Raw genomic sequence first — 20402 nt, 5'->3', positions numbered from 1 at the left:
TTTTTTAGAATTATTACTAATGTATAGTTATGGCAATCCAAACAAGTGGTCAATTAAGTTTAGCAGATATTTCAGCAAGTAAACGTAAATGTAAACATACCTTTTTTGATCAAATCACTAAAATAATTGATTGGTCAACAATTGAAAAAGAACTTCGCATTTATTATGCTAAAGGCCTACGCTTATCTGGCAAACCTGCCTATAGTCCCCTACTTTTATTTAAAATGCTTTTACTTCAGACATGGTATGGACTGAGTGACTATCAAGTAGAAGAAGAAGTAAACGACCGTATAACTTTTAGCCTATTTTGTGGTATTTCAATGGACAGTTCGGTTCNTGTTCATTAAAGGCCTTTAGCCGCTTACCAGGCACATATGCCTCATTTTTTTTCTCAAATAGTGCATTAAACAACTCCTGAAAAGCTTTAGCAGCACTTCTGCCTGAACCATGTAATATACTACAGATATTGATTAACTCTACTTTATGTTTCTGTTCCGTGAAAGTCTTTAATTTAGCAGTAGGCACATATGCCCCATTTTCTTCTCCGTTTCCTTTTTCAAATAGTGTATCAAATAACTCCTGAAAAGATTCAGCAGCACTTCTGCCTGAACCACTTAATATAGTAGAGATATTTACTAGCTCTATGTGACGTGCCTTAAAAGCCTTTAATTTAGCAGTAGGTACATATGCTCCGTTTTTCCACTCAAATAATTCTGCAAACAACTCCTCAAAAGCCTTAGCGGCACTTTTGCCTGAACCACTTAATATACTGGAAATACGCTTGAATTCCACTTCATTTTCCAGAAAAGCTTGCAATATTGCTGACACTCTATAATTACCTGTTGCATTTTCTTCAAAAAAAAGCTTAAATAATGCTTTAAATTGATGAACAGCTTGCGTACATGAGCTATCTAATATACTAGAAATATTCTTTAAGTTTATGGTATCTTGGTTATTTTCCAATGCCTTTAGTTTGTTTGTCTTAACAAATGTAATACTATTTGTTTTATTTAGGCTATTTGATGTATTCCACTGGATTGTATACAATTCTTTAGCCAATGCTAGTAGATTAGCAGCTGATTTTGTACCAGATCTGTGTAATGTGCTCTGAAAAAAAGTACGCAAGGAGGATTTTTTATCTTTAAGTAAATAGGCTAGAACGGCTATACCATCTTGGTTTTCCCTTATAGTTTTTATAAAATTATTATGGAATTTTGTTTTAGAGTTAGCGTTAGCCCTAGAATTACATATCATCGTTATAAAACGAATGCCATCATCAAGATCTGCCGAAGAAGAACACCCGGGCTTATCTTGCATTTCTTCCATACGCTCAAAAATAGCATGTACATGTGCTATATGCTGGTCATCAATAGAACATTCACTCGTTTCTAAACTGGAAGTTGTTGCTTTTTTCTGTAACGACTTTTGATTACTTTTAGCTGGTGTATTTTTCTTTTTTGCCTGAGCTTGTGCAGGTGATTGTCCAGCATGCCATATAAACGTAATAAAAAAGTAAAATAGCTTAAAAAAAAATAGCTTAAAAAGGTATCTAAAAGTATAACGCGACATAATAAATAAAAAAATNCAAACCTGCCTATAGTCCCCTACTTTTATTTAAAATGCTTTTACTTCAGACATGGTATGGACTGAGTGACTATCAAGTAGAAGAAGAAGTAAACGACCGTATAACTTTTAGCCTATTTTGTGGTATTTCAATGGACAGTTCGGTTCCGGATCATAGTGTATTAAGCAGATTTAGGACTATGCTTACAAAGAAGAAGGCACTAGAGAGGTTATTAAATATAATTAATGATCAGCTATCTGCCCATGGGGTACTGGTTAAAAATGGCTCAGCTGCTATTGATGCTTCAATAACTCCTACTCCCAGATGTCCTAAATGGAAAAAAAGTTATGATCTTCATGCAGATGGCAGTATAACCGTATCTGAAAGTTATCAAAAAGGAGTAGATCCAGAAGCAAGTTGGACTAAAAAAGGTCCTAAGCTATATTATGGCTATAAGCGGCATATACTTGTAGAAAGTAAAGAAGGATTAGTGCTAGCCGTCAGTACCACAAAAGCATCTAGTCATGATAGCGGTCATTTAGAAGACTTATTAAATAAAGTAAACTTACCGCCCGGTAGCAGGGTATATGCAGATAAGGGCTATAGCGGTTCGCCTAATGAAACGTTATTAAAGAAAAAAAAGTTAAAATCAGCTATTCAGAAGAAGGCTACTAAGCATAATCCTTTATCAGCTACCGCTAAGCGGTTTAATAAATTAGTAGCCAAGACTCGTTATAAGGTAGAACGTGTATTTGGTAGTATAAAAAGTTGGTTCCGCAGTTCGGGAGCCCGCTATATAGGTATTGATAAAATGCATACACAACATCTTATGGAAGCAATAGCTTATAACTTATACAGGTCCCCAAATATCATTTTAAGAGGTTGCTAGGGGAATGGTCTATCCAAAATGAACTAAAAGCATCTAAAACCGACATTCCGCACAAAAACGCAATAAAAATCATTATTTATTTTGTTCAGTAGTAGTATTTTTCCACAAAAAAAATAATTATATTACCTATTGCGTTTAAACTGTTCATCTGTAGTTATATATATGCAAATACATCCATCGAATATATTAGGCAGTAAAATATTAGACCATCTAGGTCTAGTAGCAGCTACGATNACTGGAAAAATAGAAAAAATTATACTGTCGGCCTGTTGCAACGGCCTCACTTTTTGTGTTCTTTCACGCTCCTGACAAGGATATCATTACAAACAGGAGTGCGCCTTGAAAAAACTGTGGAAAGAAAAGAAAGGGAAAAATAAAAAGAAAATCAACTTGTCTGAGCTCCGTAGGAGCGAGATTTGATTTTCGGTTTTTTTCCTTTCTTTTCAGCAGTTTTTTCACCAGCGCTTGATTTTTTTTGGCTACTTTTTTTGATCAAGCAAAAAAAGTAGCTTTAAAAGTCACATATTTGTTCAAGGCGCATTTTTATGATCCTGCATTAGTATCCGTTCAGTGGAGTGGCCTAAGTCTCTATAATCTGGGAAAGAATATGGAAAGGATTTAGCTTTTGTTGCTTCCAGGATAGATAGAGAGAAATTATTCTTTCCAAAAATCTATTTCCCCGTTCAGATTGGGTAAAGTAAGCATTCTTGCGATAGACTACATAATGTCTAATCTGCCTTTCAGCATGGTTATTCGTTAAGGGTATAGTTAAGGGATCCTATAGTCAAGATTGATAAGATGTATGACATCATAGATCCCAAAATGCGGATATTATCTGTTCAAAACCTTACTATCCATTGTATACCTATGCTATGTACGGTTCTTAAAGGCATAATCCTTTTTTCTACTTCTTCCATCCTAATGACCCTCCTAAATAGATGCTTAAGTTTATATTGTATATTCCAAGACATCCAATGCAGTAATTTCCAGCGTGCTGAACCCATAAAAGCCATACCAGTACCGTAGTAAGATTTAAATTTGTTATCGCTAAACATGGAATTAGGCTCATAGAAATAAAGTCGAGTGATAAAATTTTCAGTTTGAAAGTAATGTATTTGCAAGTCAAATTGTAAATTTTCTTGACGCTTCCATTGCTGCGTACTAGATAGACTGTAGCCATGGTTTGTATGCCCCAAAAGCATGCAGTTTGTATACTGTATGGCTATATTGGTTTTCCAAGTATTGGTAATTTTGTAGCTTGCATGGAGCTTAAATTTGTTTTGGTTTGCTTTGCTAATTTTCGTTGTATTTTCTTCTATTATATTTTGATGCATGTTATGATCCCTCACAGTTCTATGAACAAACTGTAGCATATATTGCGTTCTACGATCCAATGCATAATTAATGTGGATCAATAATCTATGCCCTTTATCTTTCTCCTCCAATTCTGGTTCAGCTTTCTCTAATTCCGGTTTAGCTTGTGCGTTAATAAAATAGTGACCAGTTGCTGCTATTTCCAAGCCATGTAAAGGATGAAACTGAATACCTGTATACAATCCTTTTTCCTGCGCATTACTTCGGGCGTATCCTGTAAAGGCTTTCCCATAGGGATTGTAAAAGCCTGTTCCATAACGGTATAATGCGGCCATAAACGCTATATCATCAGTAAGGCTCACTTTGATTCCTTTAATAAAAGCAGTGGTATAGTGTTTTATACAAGGAAAAGTAATCCCCCACTCCCCAAATAGCACTGCTCTTTTCCATAGTAAACGATAAAATAAACTAGTCGCTAGGGCGTTTTGTCCATGAAATGTATAGAAGATATGCAATGCTTCTTCTGGTATAATAGGAATGTTATAACGATGAGACAGTAGATTGATGCCTATTGCTGATTCATTAGTACTGTATTGCTTTAGAATAGTACATCCTATTACTTGTTCTTGTATAGTACCCCTATTTTTCAGCTTATTAATGGTGTCATATTTACCTGTACGATTGATCCAGTTGGTATACGGTCTATTGTCTTCGTTCCATTTTATTTGAGCATCTAAATTATTTATTGCCAAAAATCCTGTCCATTCAATAGTGCCTAAGATAGATGTAAGCGCTACACCGCGTAAACCAACCCGTTTAATGCCTGTATAGGGCGTAATTCCAATATCATTACGGATGATGGATAGGACATCAGTGCCCATGAAACGACTGTCATTACTACCCAACAACAACCCTTGTCCATATCCAATTTGATAATCACCTATTATGAGATGTTTAAAATATNATCTAAAAGTATAACGCGACATAATAAATAAAAAAATAAAATAAAAAATATGTATAAATTAACGTGAATGTGGGGTTGGGGTTAACAGCTACCTGACCATTATGAAAAAATCAAACATAATCATTTGGTCTATGCGTATCTGTGTTCACACCAATTAGCAATAGCGCAATAATACTAGATCGTAAAAAATGCGCCTTGAACAAAGCTGTGACTAGAAAATCTCAGGCTGAGAGCTTAGTAGAGAATCAGCCTGTTTGAGCCTACTCTTCGTCTTTGAAAAGCTGGCTGCGCTTTACCCCACCAGATATATCATCTGGCGGGGAGCCCTGTTCCGCTTCGGGATTCAGCGTACTTGGGGTCCCCGTGATGTATGTACATACATCATGGGGCGAACTCACATAGTGAGGCCGTTGCAACAGGCCGATAGTATAATTTTTTCTATTTTTCCAGTATTATTTTTTGTTATTTTTTTTCATTTTTGATGTTATGCCGACATTCCGCACAAAAACGCAATAAAAATCATTATTTATTTTGTTCAGTAGTAGTATTTTTCCACAAAAAAATAATTATATTACCTATTGCGTTTAAACTGTTCATCTGTAGTTATATATATGCAAATACATCCATCGAATATATTAGGCAGTAAAATATTAGACCATCTAGGTCTAGTAGCAGCTACGATAGATCAACTAGGTATAGCTCATGCCATAGATAAGCGTCTTCCCCTTACAAAAGGCTCCAAGACTACGCATAGCCAACGAGTTATTGCTATGATACTCAATGGTTTGGGTTTTATAGATCATCGTTTATACTTATTTCCTAAATTTATTGAGAACAAGCCTATTAGTAAACTATTTGGAAATCAAGTTAAAGCAGATGATTTTAATGATGATGCTTTAGGACGCTGTTTAGATGCTATACATGACTATGGAGAAACCAAATTTTTTTCAGAAATAGCTTTAACTATTGCTTTACAACATAATATTTTAGGTAAATCTGCTCATTTGGATACAACTACGTTAACACTCTACGGTGACTATGCATGTGCTGAAACAGATGAGGTAGATGAGGTAAAAAATAGTACTGCTGTAGCAGAAACGAACCGATTAACGCTACCTAAGCTAGCCCGTCCAGCTCATGGCTATGCTAAAAATAAGCGCTTTGATTTAAAGCAAATGACTTTATTATTAGCTACTTCTGGAGCTGCTCACTTCCCTATATGGATGGAAGCACATGCAGGTAACGCTGCAGATAAGACAACTTTGGAAGCTGCTGCTACTCGTATGCAAAATTTTTGCAAAGCTTTAGAAAGCACCCCTTCTTTTTTATATGTGGGCGATTCTGCCATGTATGCCAATTGTGTAAAATATGGGCAAAATTTACTCTGGTTATCTAGAGTACCAGATAATATAAAAGTAGCTAAAACTTTATTAACCAAGCAAACTATTGATTGGATAGAGCTAGACAAGGGATATAAATATATAGTTGTTAATCAGATATATCAAGGAATTGCACAAAGATGGGCATTGATTTATTCCAAAGAAGCTTATGATAAGGAAGTAGTTACTTTAGAAAAAAAGATAGAAAAGGAAGCTAGTGAAACCAATAAACTATTATGGCATTTGGGTAATCAGTTATTTGGCTGTCTGCAAGATCTTGATAAGGAAATCTTGCAAATAAATAAAAAATTACACTATCATAAGATTAGCTATACTGCTGCCACTATACCAACTTATCTAAGAAAAGGACGTCCTAAAAAAGATAATAAACCAGACAAAATTGAATACAAAGCCCATACAGTTTTACTACGAGATGAAGAAAAGATTGAACATGCTACGTTAAGTAAAGGACGTTTTATTCTAGCAACCAATCAATTAGATGAAATTGCTCTTAAAGATAGCGAAATATTATCTACTTATAAAGAACAATCTGGTACTGAATCAGGATTTAAGTTTATTAAAGATAACAGTTTTGAAGTAGATTCTATTTTTCTTAAGAAGCCTGGACGGATTAGTGCTTTAATGGTAGTGATGACGCTTTGTTTAATGGTCTATAGCTTTGCGCAGTATGATTTACGTAAGCAATTAGAAGCAACCAATACTACTATCTTATCTCAAAGTGGCTATGCTACTAAGAAACCTACCATGAAGTGGATTTATAAACTCTTTCATGGCGTACATCTACTTAAAATAAAGATAGGTGAACAGTATCATGAAATAGTTCTCAATATGAATGATATACTAAAAAAGATTGTGCAGCATTTTGGACCTATGGCTTGTAGAATATATGATATTGAATATGAAAATATCTAACAGGGCCAAAGGTCTATCTAATGAGGTTATATTTTGATTATATGGAGTAAAAAGCTTAGCAAGAAAAGGAAAATTGCCTCTTTATAGCCCGTTTTTACGAAAATAATAAGGCTAACTCATACGAATCTGTCGCTAAAAAACCTAAAAAGGGGAAAATATATATTTTAAAAATTTTATGCGGAATGTCGGATTATACTTGAATTTATGCCAATTCCTTTCTTAACCTAGCAACAGGTAGGCCCAGTTCTTCTCTATACTTGGTTACCGTACGGCGCGCTACACTATAGCCCTCTGTGATCAATATTTCTCCCATACGCCTATCTGGATAAGGATTCTGTTTATTTTCACTATTAATCAATTCTAAAATTCTATTTTTAACCGCTTTATTACTGATATTCTCCCCCGTAGATTTGCTAATGCCCTCGGAAAAGAAAAACTTTAGCAGATAAACGCCAAATTTACCTTGAACTGATTTTTGATTGACAATTCTGGAAATAGTAGAGGCATCCATCCCTACCTTATCGGCTACATTTTGTAAAACCATGGGAGTTAACCTATCTGTTTCTTCTCCTTCTAAAAAGAAATTGTATTGAAGCTCTAAAATAGCTTGCATGGTTTTTAAAAGTGTTTGATTGCGCTGTCCCAGTGCTTCCATAAAATATTTGGCATCTTCTAGTTTTTTTTTCAAAAAATCAATTATTTCCTGATTTTCTCTATCTTGCTGGTATGCTGTATCTGTTTTGGTTTTTTTTTCATAAGCTTCCAACATAGTCAGATATTTTTTATTAAAACGTGGCTTATAGATGGGATAATTGACCAGCTCAACAGAAAGATTTCCTTGATTTTCTACAATTATAAAATCAGGAGAGAGGAAATTATTTGTCTGCTCCATTCCATTATAGTTTCCTCCTGGTCTGGGATTCAAATGGGCAATGTGGGCCAGTGCATCTTTTAAAAGATGCCTATCGGCAATGGCTAGTTTTTTGAGGATGCTTTCATAATGCTTCTTGGTAAACTCCTCAAAACAACTGCTTATTATATCTCGGGCTAACTGAATAACTGGATCTGTTTGGTTCTGCCGGTTCAATTGTATTAATAAACATTCCTGAAGATTTCTAGCTGCAATACCAGGTGGGTCTAATTGTTGAATGGCTATAAGTACCTCTTCTACTTCTTGTACAGAAAGTTCTACGTAATGGATTACATGCAGGTCTTGTACAATAATTTCCAAATCACATGGGAGGAAACCATTTTGGTCTAAACTGCCTATCAAATGTTCTCCTATTATATAGCCCACTTCACTCAAATGAAGCCAATGTAATTGTTCTTTTAATTTTTCCTGCAAGGAAACGATGGTTGGTGTCCATTTATCACGAGAAATTTCTGTTTTATAATTTTTTTTATTTAAATCGCTTGGGTAATAATCCGAAAAATTATGGGTAAATGCTTCCGATTCGGGAGCGATGGCATCGTCATTTTCTAATGTTTCGTCTAGCAAAGGATTCGATGCAATTTCTTTGGATATATAGGTATTTAGTGCAATACTAGGCACTTGTAGTAATTTGATAAATTGGATTTGTTGCCCCGATAATTTATGGGAACATTTTTGTTCTAATTGTAACTTTTGCATTTAGAATTCAGTTGGATAGAATAAAAACTATTGCTAGATTTACTGGGACTAGATTTTAGTCTGTTAGACTATTAGACTACTAGTTTAGTTATTATAATTATATTGATGTTATACGAAACAAATATTGATTTAAAAAAATACTTTGCGTAGCAAAATTAAAGAAATTTTACGGTTTGGCATAGTTGGAACGACTATTGAGGCAAAAGGTTGGATTCGAACCAAGCGGGTAAGCAAGCAGGTTATATTCCTTTCGATCAATGATGGATCATGTCAGCAAAATTTGCAAGTGGTTATGGCACCTACGCTTCTTTCAGAAGCGCTGCTGAACCAACTGAGTACAGGGGCCAGTATCGCTGTTTTAGGGCGTTTAGTGGCTTCAAAAGGGCAAAATCAGTCGGTAGAATTAGAAGGTAGCCAACTTACGTTATTGGGTATTGCGCCAGCCTATCCATTGCAACCCAAAGCGCATTCACTGGAATTTTTGCGTACATGGGTGCATCTTCGTTTTCGTACCAATACTTTTGGTGCCGTGTTTCGGATAAGACATGCAGTGAGCTATGCCATTCATCATTTTTTTCATGAACATGGTTTTTTTTATCTTCATACGCCTATTATTACGGCAGCTGATGCAGAAGGAGCAGGAGCGCTATTTCGGGTAACTAGCTTGGATGCGGAGGGGCCAGCTAGAAATCCAGATGGTCGTGTTGATTTTAGAGAAGATTTTTTTAAAAAACCTACTAACTTAACGGTTTCTGGGCAGCTTGCTGCAGAAGCAGCGGCCATGGGGTTGGGAGCAGTGTATACTTTTGGTCCTACGTTTCGGGCAGAAAATTCTAATACCCCCAGGCATTTGGCAGAATTTTGGATGGTTGAACCAGAGGTAGCTTTTAATACTTTGGACGATAATATAGCGCTTGTTGAGGAATTGTTAAAATTTCTACTAAATTACGTGCTGAACAATTGTCAAGAAGAGCTTGCTTGGTTACAAAAACGTGCGCTTAGCAGTACAAATGAAAAGTGTGTAAAGGCACAAATGCCTCTATTGGAGCGATTGGCATTCGTATTAGCACAACCTTTTGTGCAGATTACCTATACAGAAGCAGTGGATATTCTAATGGAAGCTAGACCAAATAAAAATGGAACTTTTGTTTATCCCGTTACCGGTTGGGGTATCGACCTTCAATCAGAACATGAACGTTATTTGGTAGAGGATCATTTTAAAAGTCCTGTAGTCGTAACCAATTATCCGCGAGCGATCAAAGCATTTTACATGCGCCAAAATGATGATGGTAGAACTGTGGCAGCTATGGATGTGCTTTTCCCTGGTGTAGGGGAAATGGTTGGCGGATCTCAAAGAGAAGAACGTCTGGATTATTTGCAGCAAGCTATGCAGCGGGGAAATCTTCAGGTAGAAGATATAAACTGGTACTTGGATACTAGACGCTTTGGTACTATACCCCATAGTGGATTTGGGCTAGGGCTTGAGCGTTTTATACTATTTGTAACAGGCATGGAAAACATACGTGACGTTATTCCCTTTCCACGTACACCGGGTCATGTGGAGTGTTGAGCTAAGCTAGGTCATAGGTAGCAAATAAATGGGTGCATAATGCTAACGTAGCGGGAACATTTTTTGTATTTTGTTGAAAAGTTTCGGTTCATAATGGGTTTTTTGTACCTTTGGGTCGGGATATAAGAGGCTAAGTAAATATATAATCAAAATGAGGCAATGGGACTAAATCCATTTAAGCTTAAACTGATAGGGTATAAAATGATTACCCATAGGGTAATGCAGTTCACTTTTATACGTTCTGATGGGCTTCCCTTCGTATTTATACCTGGTCAGTTTATTACTTTTTTATTGCCGCAGCAGGACGGTACAGTACTACGACGTAGCTATAGTTTAGCAAATAGTTCTGAGGAATGTTATGAACTGGAAATGGCCGTGGCACCTGTGGATGGGGGGATGGCTACCAGGACCTTATTTAATTTAAAAATGGGCGATGAGCTACTTGCTGTAGGGCCTCAAGGTCGTCTCATACTTAAAGCGGAAGAAACACCCTCGCATTATATATTGGTAGCTACTGGTACCGGTGTAGCCCCTTATCGTTCCATGTTGTCGCTTATCGCTAAACGCCTTGAAGAGGATACGATATTAAATGTAACTTTATTATTAGGGGTATGTTATGCTAAAGACTTACTTTATGCAGAAGACTTTGTTGCTTTTGCTAAAAAAAATGAGCGTTTTAATTTTCGTTCTTATTTAAGTCGAGAAAATACATTTACTGAAGGGTACCAATATCCAGGATATGTACACTCAGCTTTTGAGATGCTGCATGTAAACCCGGATAGGGATTTGGTATACCTCTGTGGGAATCCTTATATGATTGATGAAAGTATTGAAAAACTTCAAAAAATGGGCTTTAGGCCGCCACAGATAAAAATAGAAAAGTATTTTTCTTCAAAAGCTGTACCAAATTCTGCTAAATTGGATAGGTGTAGCACCGAAGGCGTATCACCTAAGTTAGTTAGTGCAGGTTGTTAAATGGCTATTTTTATATTTATATTTGACATCTAAAGTAATTACGATTTTGCATTTTAGATTTTTAAAAGTTTCAGTATATATTGATTTGAGTTTTTGGATCTCTTTATTATTTGTGATCGGCATTACCAGTGGGCCTTATAGAGAAAGTTTGCTATTGGCTATTGTTTTTACCTTTAGTCTATTTATACATGAGTATGGTCATGCGTTGGCTGCTCTTTTTTTTAGTGCCGAACCTGTTATTGTATTACAGGCTTTTAGTGGAAGAACAACCTTCAATAAATCAGTTATAACGGATAAACAAAATTTTCTTATTACCCTTTCAGGTCCTTTATTGCAAGGATTGGTGGTGTTAGGTGCCTATTTATTGTTTCGCTATAGCGCTTGTAATGGCTATATATTTAGATATCTGCTTTTCGAGATTATACGTATTAATACCACATGGACTTTACTGAATTTGATACCTATTGAACCCCTGGATGGCGGTTACTTGGTACGGTATATACTGGAAAAAGCATTTGGTCGTAAGGGGCATCGTGCTAGTATCATCATAGGATTAGCTGCTGCTGCAGTTGCCATTCCTTATCTTTATGTTTACGGACATTATCTTTCTTTTTTCTTTATCGGGCAACTTTTAATATCTGGTTTTCAGTATTGTAGTCGTTGGCAAAAGGAACAGGAATGGTAATGAATGGTAAATAGTAAAGGGAAAATAGACTTTTCAATTTTTTAAAATTCTTAACTATAAGTTATTTCCATCCTCATAATTTTTTATTTTAAATTTTCAGTAACGTGAAATAGTAAATTTCTAACAAAATAGAATAATGGTATGAAATACAAATTTACTACTTTTGGCAAAGGTAAGTTATGGATTATTTGTGTATTACCTATCGTAATTGGTTCGCAATGTAAACATAAGTCGCCACGGGTAGAACCAGATGCTTTTGATGATCAAACCGATTTAGAAGAACCTCTTGCACCTGTATTATCTACATCTAAAAATCAGAAAAACAATAAATCTTCTGGTAGTAAAGAGGAAATAGAAAAAAAGCCACTTTCTGCGGAAGAGCAAGCCAAGGCGCTTCAAAAAAAACTTGAGGAACTTAAACAACTTGAGGAGTTTCAGGCGCTTATTCCTTTTCCAGATATACTAGAGCAATTAGAAAAAGTAATTATCCAATCAAAAGTGCTCTCGGGTAGTGACCTCCAGATTAAAATAAAGATTAAAAGGATGTTTATGGCAGCAGGTATTAACACATCACCACCTATTACAGAAAAAGAATATGTGAAAAACATTCTACGCTTCTTTTTAGGGTGGTTTAAAAATATAGATCCCATTACATTATGTGATCAGTTAGCTGATGTTGCCAAACAGGCAGCGTATCACCGCTTGGTAGAAATTTTTGCTGATTTTAAGAAATACCTCATTCAAATAAAAGCTGAAGAAGAAAACAAGCAGCAAGTTGTTCATTAACGTGTGTTCTGGATAGGTATGTGTAAGTATCCGTTCACTTGCGTAGTAGCCATATTTTAGTATCCGTTCAGTGGTGTGGCCTATGCGTATTTTTTTATGTTCGTATTTAAAAATAGCACAATAATGCAAGATCATAAAAACGCGCCTTGAACAAAGCTGTGATTAGAAAAATTCAGTCTGAGAGCTAGTAGAAAATCAGCCTGTTTGAGCCCAAGGCTGTAGGCCTGGGCGAGTTCTGATTTTCAGCTTGCAGACTGAATTTTTAACAGCTTTGTTCACCAGCGCTTGATTTTTTTGGTTACTTTTTTTATCAAGAAAAAAAGTAACGAATAATTTAGTAATTAAATAATTAAATTAAAAACATTTCTGCCACGCAAGTAAACGAATACCTGTATTTAGTGTACTTTTTGTCCTAATTGCTCTGTTAGCGTATCCAATTCTTTTAAAATCTTCTCGGCAGAGCTTACTACATCACTTATCACCTCTTTACCTGTATTTTTAGCTTGATTGATAATATCATTTTTATTGCCCATAAGTTTTAAAATAAAGGCTTGTAATTTTTTCCTATATGATTTTAAGCTATATATCAGTCCACTTCTAACTACTGAGCCTGTTGTAGGGGTGGAAAGCATACCTATCAAAGCACCTAAGCATAGGCCTATTAGCAGGATGATTAAATTTTCGGTTCTTTTTTTCATAATTGTATACGTTAATGGGTTGTGCTATTTATTCTCTCGTTTCTTGTTGAATATCTATGTGGAGCCCTTTTAAGATACCTTCTAAAATACCATTTATAAACTGGCCACTTTTAGATGTGCCATACAATTTTGCCATTTCAATATACTCATTTATAGATACTTTAATTGGTATTTTTTGAAGCCCGAGTATCTCTGCTAGGGCTAGCTTTAATATAAGCTTATCTATTAATATTATACGCTCACTATCCCATTTTTCAGCTTTTTGGCCAATCATCGCTTCATAGGCGTTGCTACTTTTTAGCGTTATCTGTAAGAGATGATTATAAAATGCTGCTGCTCTTTCCCATTTTTCCTCTGTTTTATACCAGAAAAGAGTAAATTTATCAAAATTTTTTGTATCCAGCATCCTAAAAGTTTGCGTTAACATTTTTTGCACAACATGTTTATGTTCATCCCAATAGAGATCTAACATTGAAAAAAAATCTCCAATCTGTTCGTCTCCAAAAATAATGGTTTGCACAATGTATTCCAAAAAATGTATACTATTCTCTGGGTTTAATGGATGGATAAGCTTTCTGGGCATTTCTGCAGATTGCATCAGCCGTATATACCAAGCTTGTAAACGATCTGGTTCTTGAGCCCAAGATACACCTTTTTGATTGATGGAACTGATCCATTTGCTATTTTTGTACAGTTCCTCTAATAAAGGGAGTTGAGCCAACTGGTCTTGTAGGAGATGATCTGGATGATTAGACTGGATCGTGTATTTTTTAGCCAATTTATACCATTCTACCAGTAATAGTAAAACATACAAATGATTCTGGTAGATACATTCTTTCGATTGGTTCAATCCATTCTGCAAAAATATTCGATCTTTCAATAACACTTGCTCATAGTGGAGCAAATTTTTACGTACAGATTGTTCAATTTTACTATTTTCTGCATAAGTAAAAGACGTAACAGCCAGTTGTTCTCGTGTTGTTTTGCAGAATAGGGAAACAGCTATGGTTCGTTCTTTAGCCAGTTGTTCCTTTTGTGCAGGTTCATCTAGAAATACGTCAAATATAAAATCTTTTTCTACCTGTTCTATAGCTTTTTTTTTATGGGCCTGCTGCGAAATGGTATATGCATAGAGGTTTTGCAACGCTTTTATACGTATAAAACGACGAGCAATAAGGCTATTTTCCATTATAATTTAGCTGTTTTATCGGCCAAATCGGACATTTTTTATGCTTTGCATGTGTACTATGTGGCTATCTCAATAAGGGATGGTAGAGCTTCGGAAAAAGTTTGTTTTACTATTTTCATGGGATACCATAAAGTTTACTAGGGTAGATTACCCTTCTTAGGCATAAGGATTAGTTTGTTTTTTAGCTTTTTCTGAATTTTAAATGGGGTAATTACCCAGTAGGTGAATAGATTAGTTGTATCCGTTCACTTGCGTGGTATCCATATTTTATAGATTATTGATTATTTTATCTAGTTTTTTTAAAACTGCTTCTTTTAAAGCTACTTTTTTTGCTTGATCAAAAAAAGTAGCCAAAAAAAATCAAGCGCTGGTGAACAAAGCTGTTGAAAATTCCAGGTTGCAAGCTGAAAATCAGAACTCGCCCAGGCCTGCGGCCTTGGGCTCAAACAGGCTGATTTTCTACTACCTTGCAGCCTGGAATTTTCTAGTCACAGCTTTGTTCAAGGCGCGTTTTTTATAAACTTACATTATTGCGCTATTTTTAAATACGAACGTGAAAAAAAATAAAAATATGCATAGGCCACACCACTGAACGGATACGATTAGTTGCCTTAGGGTGCATTATGTAACCAATGGTTGGTCAACTGCACTTAACCGTGGAGTAGGGGGGATTCGAACCCCCGGTACCCTTTTAGGAGTACACCCACTTTCCAGGCGGGCACCTTAAGCCACTCGGCCACCACTCCAAATAACCTATATCAGCTCTCCTATGGTTAAAGTTATAGCTTTTTTTCTATATTTAAGAGCAATAGATCTCTTTCGAAACAGATAAACCGATATTCCGCACAAAAATTTTATCAAAATAATTGTTTAACCAAACTTTACCATTTGTATATGGTTTAATGTTTAGGGATATAACCTAATCTAATCTCTCATTTGCCTGTTTCATAAAATACTCCTTAAGTAACATAAGTGCTTTATAGCGATGCGAAATTTTATTTTTTTCATCCTGATCCATCATAGCATAATTGATATGATATCCATCTGGCTGGAAAATAGAACCCCAACTCGATTGGCTGGTATCTAGGTAAGGACTAGGTGCAACAATTTTCCCATTGATAGTACCTGTAAACAAGTGAACCTTATGATTAGGCCCTTCTGTATAGCCAAAAGTACAGCTTACTTGCGCACTTTTGTCCTGGAAATCTGTTAAAATTCTAACTAATCCCTCTAATCCTATTTGGGCTATAAAAGCTTTGATATAGGGACCAGGTAATCCATTTAAACTATTAAAAGTTAACATGGTATCATCTATCAATGCAGGCCCTTGTACAACATTAGCAGCCGTCATACACTTATTAATGGCAATTTCAGTAGGCGAAGCTTGCAGCTCTGGTAATTCCAAGGAATAGTGCAGAAGTTTGAAATTACAAAAAGAATTATTACCTAAGATGGCCCTAACTTCTTTTAATTTTAATGCATTACTGGTAACAAAATTGATTTCTTTCACAGGCAATTACTTTAAATTCCAGCATGTAAAAAAGTATAACAACAGTATAATATCATGCTAATGGGAAAATAGGTTATTCTTTCCTAAAAATACCAATAACCATACAAAAATAGTTTAAATTTTTATTTTAAAATATGTTATTTATATCCAATTCTTCTATAACAGCCTTCTTTGTATGATTTGAATCGCGTGATGTATTTACAGATGTATCAGAAGCTGGTTGTACATCATAATTCTTCTTAGTTTGAATAATATTTTTTACCTTTTCAGATAAGGGGATACTTGGATCTACCAAAGGCCCTTTTTGGTAAACCGTATCTGGATCATTATACAATTTTAAAATGAATTTTTCCCATATAGGACGGGCTGTTACAGCGCCCTGCCCCAGCTCGAAGTCTCTAAAGTGAATGCAACGGTCTTCTCCTCCTACCCAAACACCGGTACAAAGGCCTTGCGTTAATCCTATAAACCAACCATCTGAATGATTGGAAGTAGTGCCAGACTTTCCGGCTATTTCGTTATTATCTTTTAGTGCGGAAGATACACCACGTAATGCTCCCTCATCTAAAGAACCTTTTAGCATATAGGTCATAAGGTCAGCAGTATCTTCATGAATAGCCTCATAGGTTTGTGGGATAAAGCTTTGTAGTATATTTCCCTGTTTATCTGTAATGTGGGTAATGAAAAAAGGTTCTGTCCAAACGCCTTTATTTAAAAAAGTACTGTAAGCTCCAACCATTTCATAGATAGAAACATCACTAGACCCTAGGCCAATAGAAGGAACTGCCTCTAATGGGCCTTTGATGCCCATATTTTGAGCGTAAGTTGCCACCAACTTAGGCGTCAATTGTTTGACCAGATAGCATGTAACAGAGTTGTATGATTTTGCCATAGCATATCGCAAAGTAATTTTTTTTCTAGTGTATGCTTTCCAAGCATTTTGAGCGGTCCATATTTTCCCATCGTATTGTAAAAAAGGAACGGGCTCATCTACCACTTTATCTGTAGGTAAGTAACCATTATCCAATGCTACGGTATAAACTATAGGTTTAAAAGTAGAACCAGCCTGCCGTTTGCTTTTTTTAATATGATCATATTGAAAGTGCGCAAAATTAATACCTCCTACCCAGGCTTTGATATGTCCTGTATGCGGGTCCATGGCCATACATCCAGCTTGCAATATCCTCCGATGCTGCTTAAACTTTTCAAAAGGGCTCATTATGGTTTTAATCGGCCCTTGCCAGGAAAATAATTCTACCGGTATAGCTGTATGCAATTCTGTATCGATAGCTTCTATATCTTCTCCATACTTTTCAAGTAACTTTTTGTACAATTTTGTTTTTTTTATTTCTGTTTCAATATAATTATCCATTTCTTTCCCATTTTCATCAATCCACGGATTGCTATTTTTCCAGTGTTCATCAAATGTGCCTTGCAATAGCGCCATGTGTTCTTTTAAAGCAGCTTCTGCATGTGTTTGCACACGGCTATCAATAGTGGTATAGATACGTAATCCATCTGCAAAGAGATCATAACCATTTGCTTGCGTCCATTTAAGTAGAAAATCACGTGCTGCAGCCCTAAAATAGGGAGCTATACCTTGTTGATAATTTTCCTCTTGATAGTGTAGTTCGATAGGCATTTCGGAAATGAGATTATATTCAGATTTTTTTAAAAAATTATTTTTAACCATCAGTGATAATACTATATTTCTAATATGCTTGGCATTTTCGGGATGGATGAGGGGACTGTAGCGTGTAGGTGCACGTAGCATACCTACCAATAATGCAGCCTCTTCTACTCGTAATGCTATGGGTTTAGTATTAAAAAAGGTACGCGCCGCTACTTTGATACCATAGGTATTGCTACCAAAGGTGACCGTATTGAGATACATGACAATAATTTCTTGTTTGGTATAAGCACGTTCCAGTTGAACAGCCAAAAGCCATTCTTTAGTTTTAAATATAAGCTTGTTTAATAAGGGGATGTGCGAGCATTTTCCTTTGTAATTTAGCTCTTTTCTTATATTAAAAAGGTTTTTAGCCAATTGTTGGGTAAGCGTGCTACCTCCTCCTTTATTTTGTTGTAATAGAATGGAAATAAAAAAAGCACGTGTAAGCCCCCGTAGATCTATGCCAGCATGTTGTTCAAAACGACAGTCTTCCGAGGCGATAAGCGCATGAATCATGCTCGGTGCAATTTCTTCATAAGTTATAGGACTACGATTGTTTCGAAAGTCAAAATATTTACCAAGCAGCATGCCATCAGCCGTATAAAGTTCGGAAGCTAATTCACTTTGTGGGTTTTCTAATACGTCTGTTGAGGGCATACCACCATACAGATGGTAAAAATCAACTTGAACAGAAAAGAGGTAGGTGGCAATAGTGATTAATCCCCCTATAAAAAAAATCCAGAGGCTTTTTATTATTTTTTTTTCATTCATATCCTACCTAATTAAGGAAAAACATACCCGAAGTTAACCTTTTTTAAACTAAAAAAATAGCAATGGCCCTTTATATTTCTAAAAATATATAGCCTTTAGAAGCGTTACGTCAAGTTAAATATTAACTGTTTTTATTCTTATTAAAAATAAATAAATTTATTTCGTTATTTTTAGGCCCTGTTTTCTTTAACAATGAGGTGCTGAAATGCTGTTATTGTATGCTATAGCGCTTGTATAAAGCTAAAATTAGCTTTATACAAGTATATTAATAATAAATAATTAGGACATTAAAATAGTATTGTAAAAATTCGATCTATGCGTTGGTTTGTCGTTTTTATCTCTATGTTACCATTTAGCGGATGGGCTATTAATGTACAACAACCCATTGCTATTCCAGAGGTAGTTAAGTTTGCAGACATACGGTTGAGGCTTAGCCGTGGTGCCCGAAAACGTGTACAAGAAAAAGTAGACCGGTTGACGAGAGCGAAAAGATTGTTTAACCAAATATTAGATAGAACCAATCTTTTTTTTCCACTTATAGAAAAAACGTTAGCAGAAGAAAATGTTCCACAGGATTTTAAATTCCAAGCCTTACATGAAAGTATGCTGATAGGGAATGCGGTAAGCCATACCCATGATGTGGGCTTTTGGCAAATTCATAAAGTAGCTGCTTTAGACTTAAAATTAAGTATAGATCACCCTGTAGATGAAAGAATGCACTTGATTCAATCTACTAAAGCAGCCGCACGTTTTTTAAAAAGTCATAACCAATATTTTGATAGCTGGTTAGCTGCACTACTGGCCTATAATAGGGGTAGGGCTGGGGTAGTAAAGATGTTTCCTAAAAAATACTATGGGGTCAAAGTGGTACCATTGTGTGATAAAACCGATGATTATATCATCTCTGTGGTAGCTACTAAGCTTGCATTTGAAAAAATGGCTGGAAAAAAGAAACATTCAGAACTGCAACTGTTTGTTTATGACCAAGGCCACCATGGTCATAAATTGCAAGATATTGCTTTGCACTTAAAAATAGAGGAAAAATTGTTATCAGACTACAATCAGTGGCTCAGGACATCTGTCATACCACATAATACGAACTGTTCTTTGGTAGTTCCCTTTTTGCATACCCATTCCAATGGTCCTAAAACTTCTATGTTAAAATTGCCTAAGCCATTAAAAACTGTATTGCCTGAGAGAAAAAAAATAGTAGCAGTAGAAAAAGGCAACCGGATGGCATCCTGCCATAGCCTAGATTATAACAAGTATCTCGCTGTTTCAAAAAAATTTCCTGAAGTCTCTACTTTAAAAGATTCGCGTTCCATTCGGCTTATTAAAGCAAATGGAAAGCTTGCCATTATAGCGCAGGAAGGAGATACGATTGCCCATTTGGCAAATATAGCCAACCTACGTGTAGATAAGTTTTTGCTTATAAATGATATTTCCGAAATGCATCACCCTATTCCAAACAGGATATATTATTACAGTGCAAAGGGGAGTAAAGGAGGGGTCCACTATCATGTAGTAGCACCAGGTGAAGCTGTATGGGATATTGCCCAACAATATGGAATAAAACAGTCGGCCCTTTTAGAAAAAAATCGAATGCAAAAAGCAGATCCGCTTGAAGAGGGTCAAATACTATGGTTGCGTTTTATTAGACCTCATACCATTCCAGTAGAATATAAATAAGCCAGTAGAATATAAATAAGATAGATTTTTTGTAGTTTTTTCGGGATGCAGTGTATTAGGGGGCCATGAAGCGTAATGAATAAATAACACTTTAATAAAATACCTATTAATTAGCATCTATTGTACCAGGTCTCTTTAAAAACAGCTATACCATGATGCAATGATGTAATACCCAGCGACTACG

11 protein-coding genes, 1 tRNA gene and 3 pseudogenes are annotated in these 20402 nt (G+C 35.7%); 8 read left to right on the top strand and 7 right to left on the bottom strand.

Features of this window, described 5'->3' with window-relative positions:
- Positions 1-29: 29 nt before the first annotated feature.
- Positions 30-344: pseudogene (locus EDM02_RS03365) on the top strand (transposase); the annotation flags it as partial.
- A 1242-nt stretch (positions 345-1586) separates the two neighbouring features.
- A pseudogene (locus EDM02_RS03355) lies at positions 1587-2453 on the top strand (IS5 family transposase); the annotation flags it as partial.
- Between the two features lie 580 nt (positions 2454-3033).
- On the opposite strand, the pseudogene EDM02_RS03350 reads toward EDM02_RS03355, so the two are convergent.
- Positions 3034-3231, bottom strand: a pseudogene (locus tag EDM02_RS03350) (IS66 family transposase); the annotation flags it as partial.
- Positions 3232-5342: 2111 nt separating this feature from the next.
- Between EDM02_RS03350 and EDM02_RS03340 the strand changes: the two are divergent.
- Positions 5343-7043 carry an IS1634 family transposase gene (locus tag EDM02_RS03340; RefSeq protein WP_123662577.1) on the top strand — a complete coding sequence of 567 codons (1701 nt, stop codon included), beginning with the start codon at positions 5343-5345 and terminating at the stop codon, positions 7041-7043.
- 202 nt (positions 7044-7245) lie between these two features.
- On the opposite strand, the gene rpoN is transcribed toward EDM02_RS03340, so the two are convergent.
- The gene (gene rpoN / locus EDM02_RS03335; RefSeq protein WP_123663096.1) at positions 7246-8673 is read right to left on the bottom strand and encodes an RNA polymerase factor sigma-54; all 1428 of its coding nucleotides are present in this window, start codon (positions 8671-8673) and stop codon (positions 7246-7248) included.
- 142 nt (positions 8674-8815) lie between these two features.
- Between rpoN and asnS the strand changes: the two genes are divergently transcribed.
- From asnS to EDM02_RS03315, 4 genes are all read left to right on the top strand, one after another.
- Entirely contained in the window at positions 8816-10243 is a 1428-nt protein-coding gene (asnS, locus tag EDM02_RS03330; RefSeq protein ID WP_123663094.1) for an asparagine--tRNA ligase, read from the top strand.
- A gap of 159 nt (positions 10244-10402) precedes the next feature.
- Complete coding sequence (locus EDM02_RS03325) at positions 10403-11218, top strand: FAD-binding oxidoreductase (protein ID WP_123663092.1); 816 nt, start codon at positions 10403-10405, stop codon at positions 11216-11218.
- Positions 11219-11264: 46 nt separating this feature from the next.
- On the top strand, positions 11265-11903 hold the full coding sequence (locus EDM02_RS03320) for a metalloprotease (RefSeq protein WP_184891124.1): 639 nt from the start codon (positions 11265-11267) through the stop codon (positions 11901-11903).
- A gap of 141 nt (positions 11904-12044) precedes the next feature.
- The gene (locus EDM02_RS03315; protein WP_123663088.1) at positions 12045-12689 is read left to right on the top strand and encodes a hypothetical protein; all 645 of its coding nucleotides are present in this window, start codon (positions 12045-12047) and stop codon (positions 12687-12689) included.
- 395 nt (positions 12690-13084) lie between these two features.
- On the opposite strand, the gene EDM02_RS03310 is transcribed toward EDM02_RS03315, so the two are convergent.
- From EDM02_RS03310 to EDM02_RS03290, 5 genes are all read right to left on the bottom strand, one after another.
- On the bottom strand, positions 13085-13387 hold the full coding sequence (locus EDM02_RS03310; RefSeq protein WP_123663086.1) for a YtxH domain-containing protein: 303 nt from the start codon (positions 13385-13387) through the stop codon (positions 13085-13087).
- 28 nt (positions 13388-13415) lie between these two features.
- Complete coding sequence (locus EDM02_RS03305) at positions 13416-14576, bottom strand: transcription antitermination protein NusB (RefSeq protein ID WP_123663084.1); 1161 nt, start codon at positions 14574-14576, stop codon at positions 13416-13418.
- Positions 14577-15233: 657 nt separating this feature from the next.
- Positions 15234-15322, bottom strand: a tRNA-Ser gene (locus tag EDM02_RS03300).
- A 173-nt stretch (positions 15323-15495) separates the two neighbouring features.
- A complete protein-coding gene (locus tag EDM02_RS03295) occupies positions 15496-16086 on the bottom strand; it encodes a non-canonical purine NTP pyrophosphatase (protein ID WP_184891123.1) in 591 nt (196 codons plus the stop codon).
- Positions 16087-16213: 127 nt separating this feature from the next.
- On the bottom strand, positions 16214-18529 hold the full coding sequence (locus tag EDM02_RS03290) for a transglycosylase domain-containing protein (protein ID WP_123663080.1): 2316 nt from the start codon (positions 18527-18529) through the stop codon (positions 16214-16216).
- A 342-nt stretch (positions 18530-18871) separates the two neighbouring features.
- Between EDM02_RS03290 and EDM02_RS03285 the strand changes: the two genes are divergently transcribed.
- Positions 18872-20218: a LysM peptidoglycan-binding domain-containing protein gene (locus tag EDM02_RS03285; protein WP_184891122.1), complete on the top strand. Its 1347-nt coding sequence runs from the start codon at positions 18872-18874 to the stop codon at positions 20216-20218.
- Positions 20219-20402: the final 184 nt, after the last annotated feature.

The organism is Candidatus Cardinium hertigii (genome assembly GCF_003788695.1).
The sequence above is the reverse complement of the archived record's forward strand: the minus strand, read 5'-3'. Positions and strand labels throughout refer to the sequence as shown.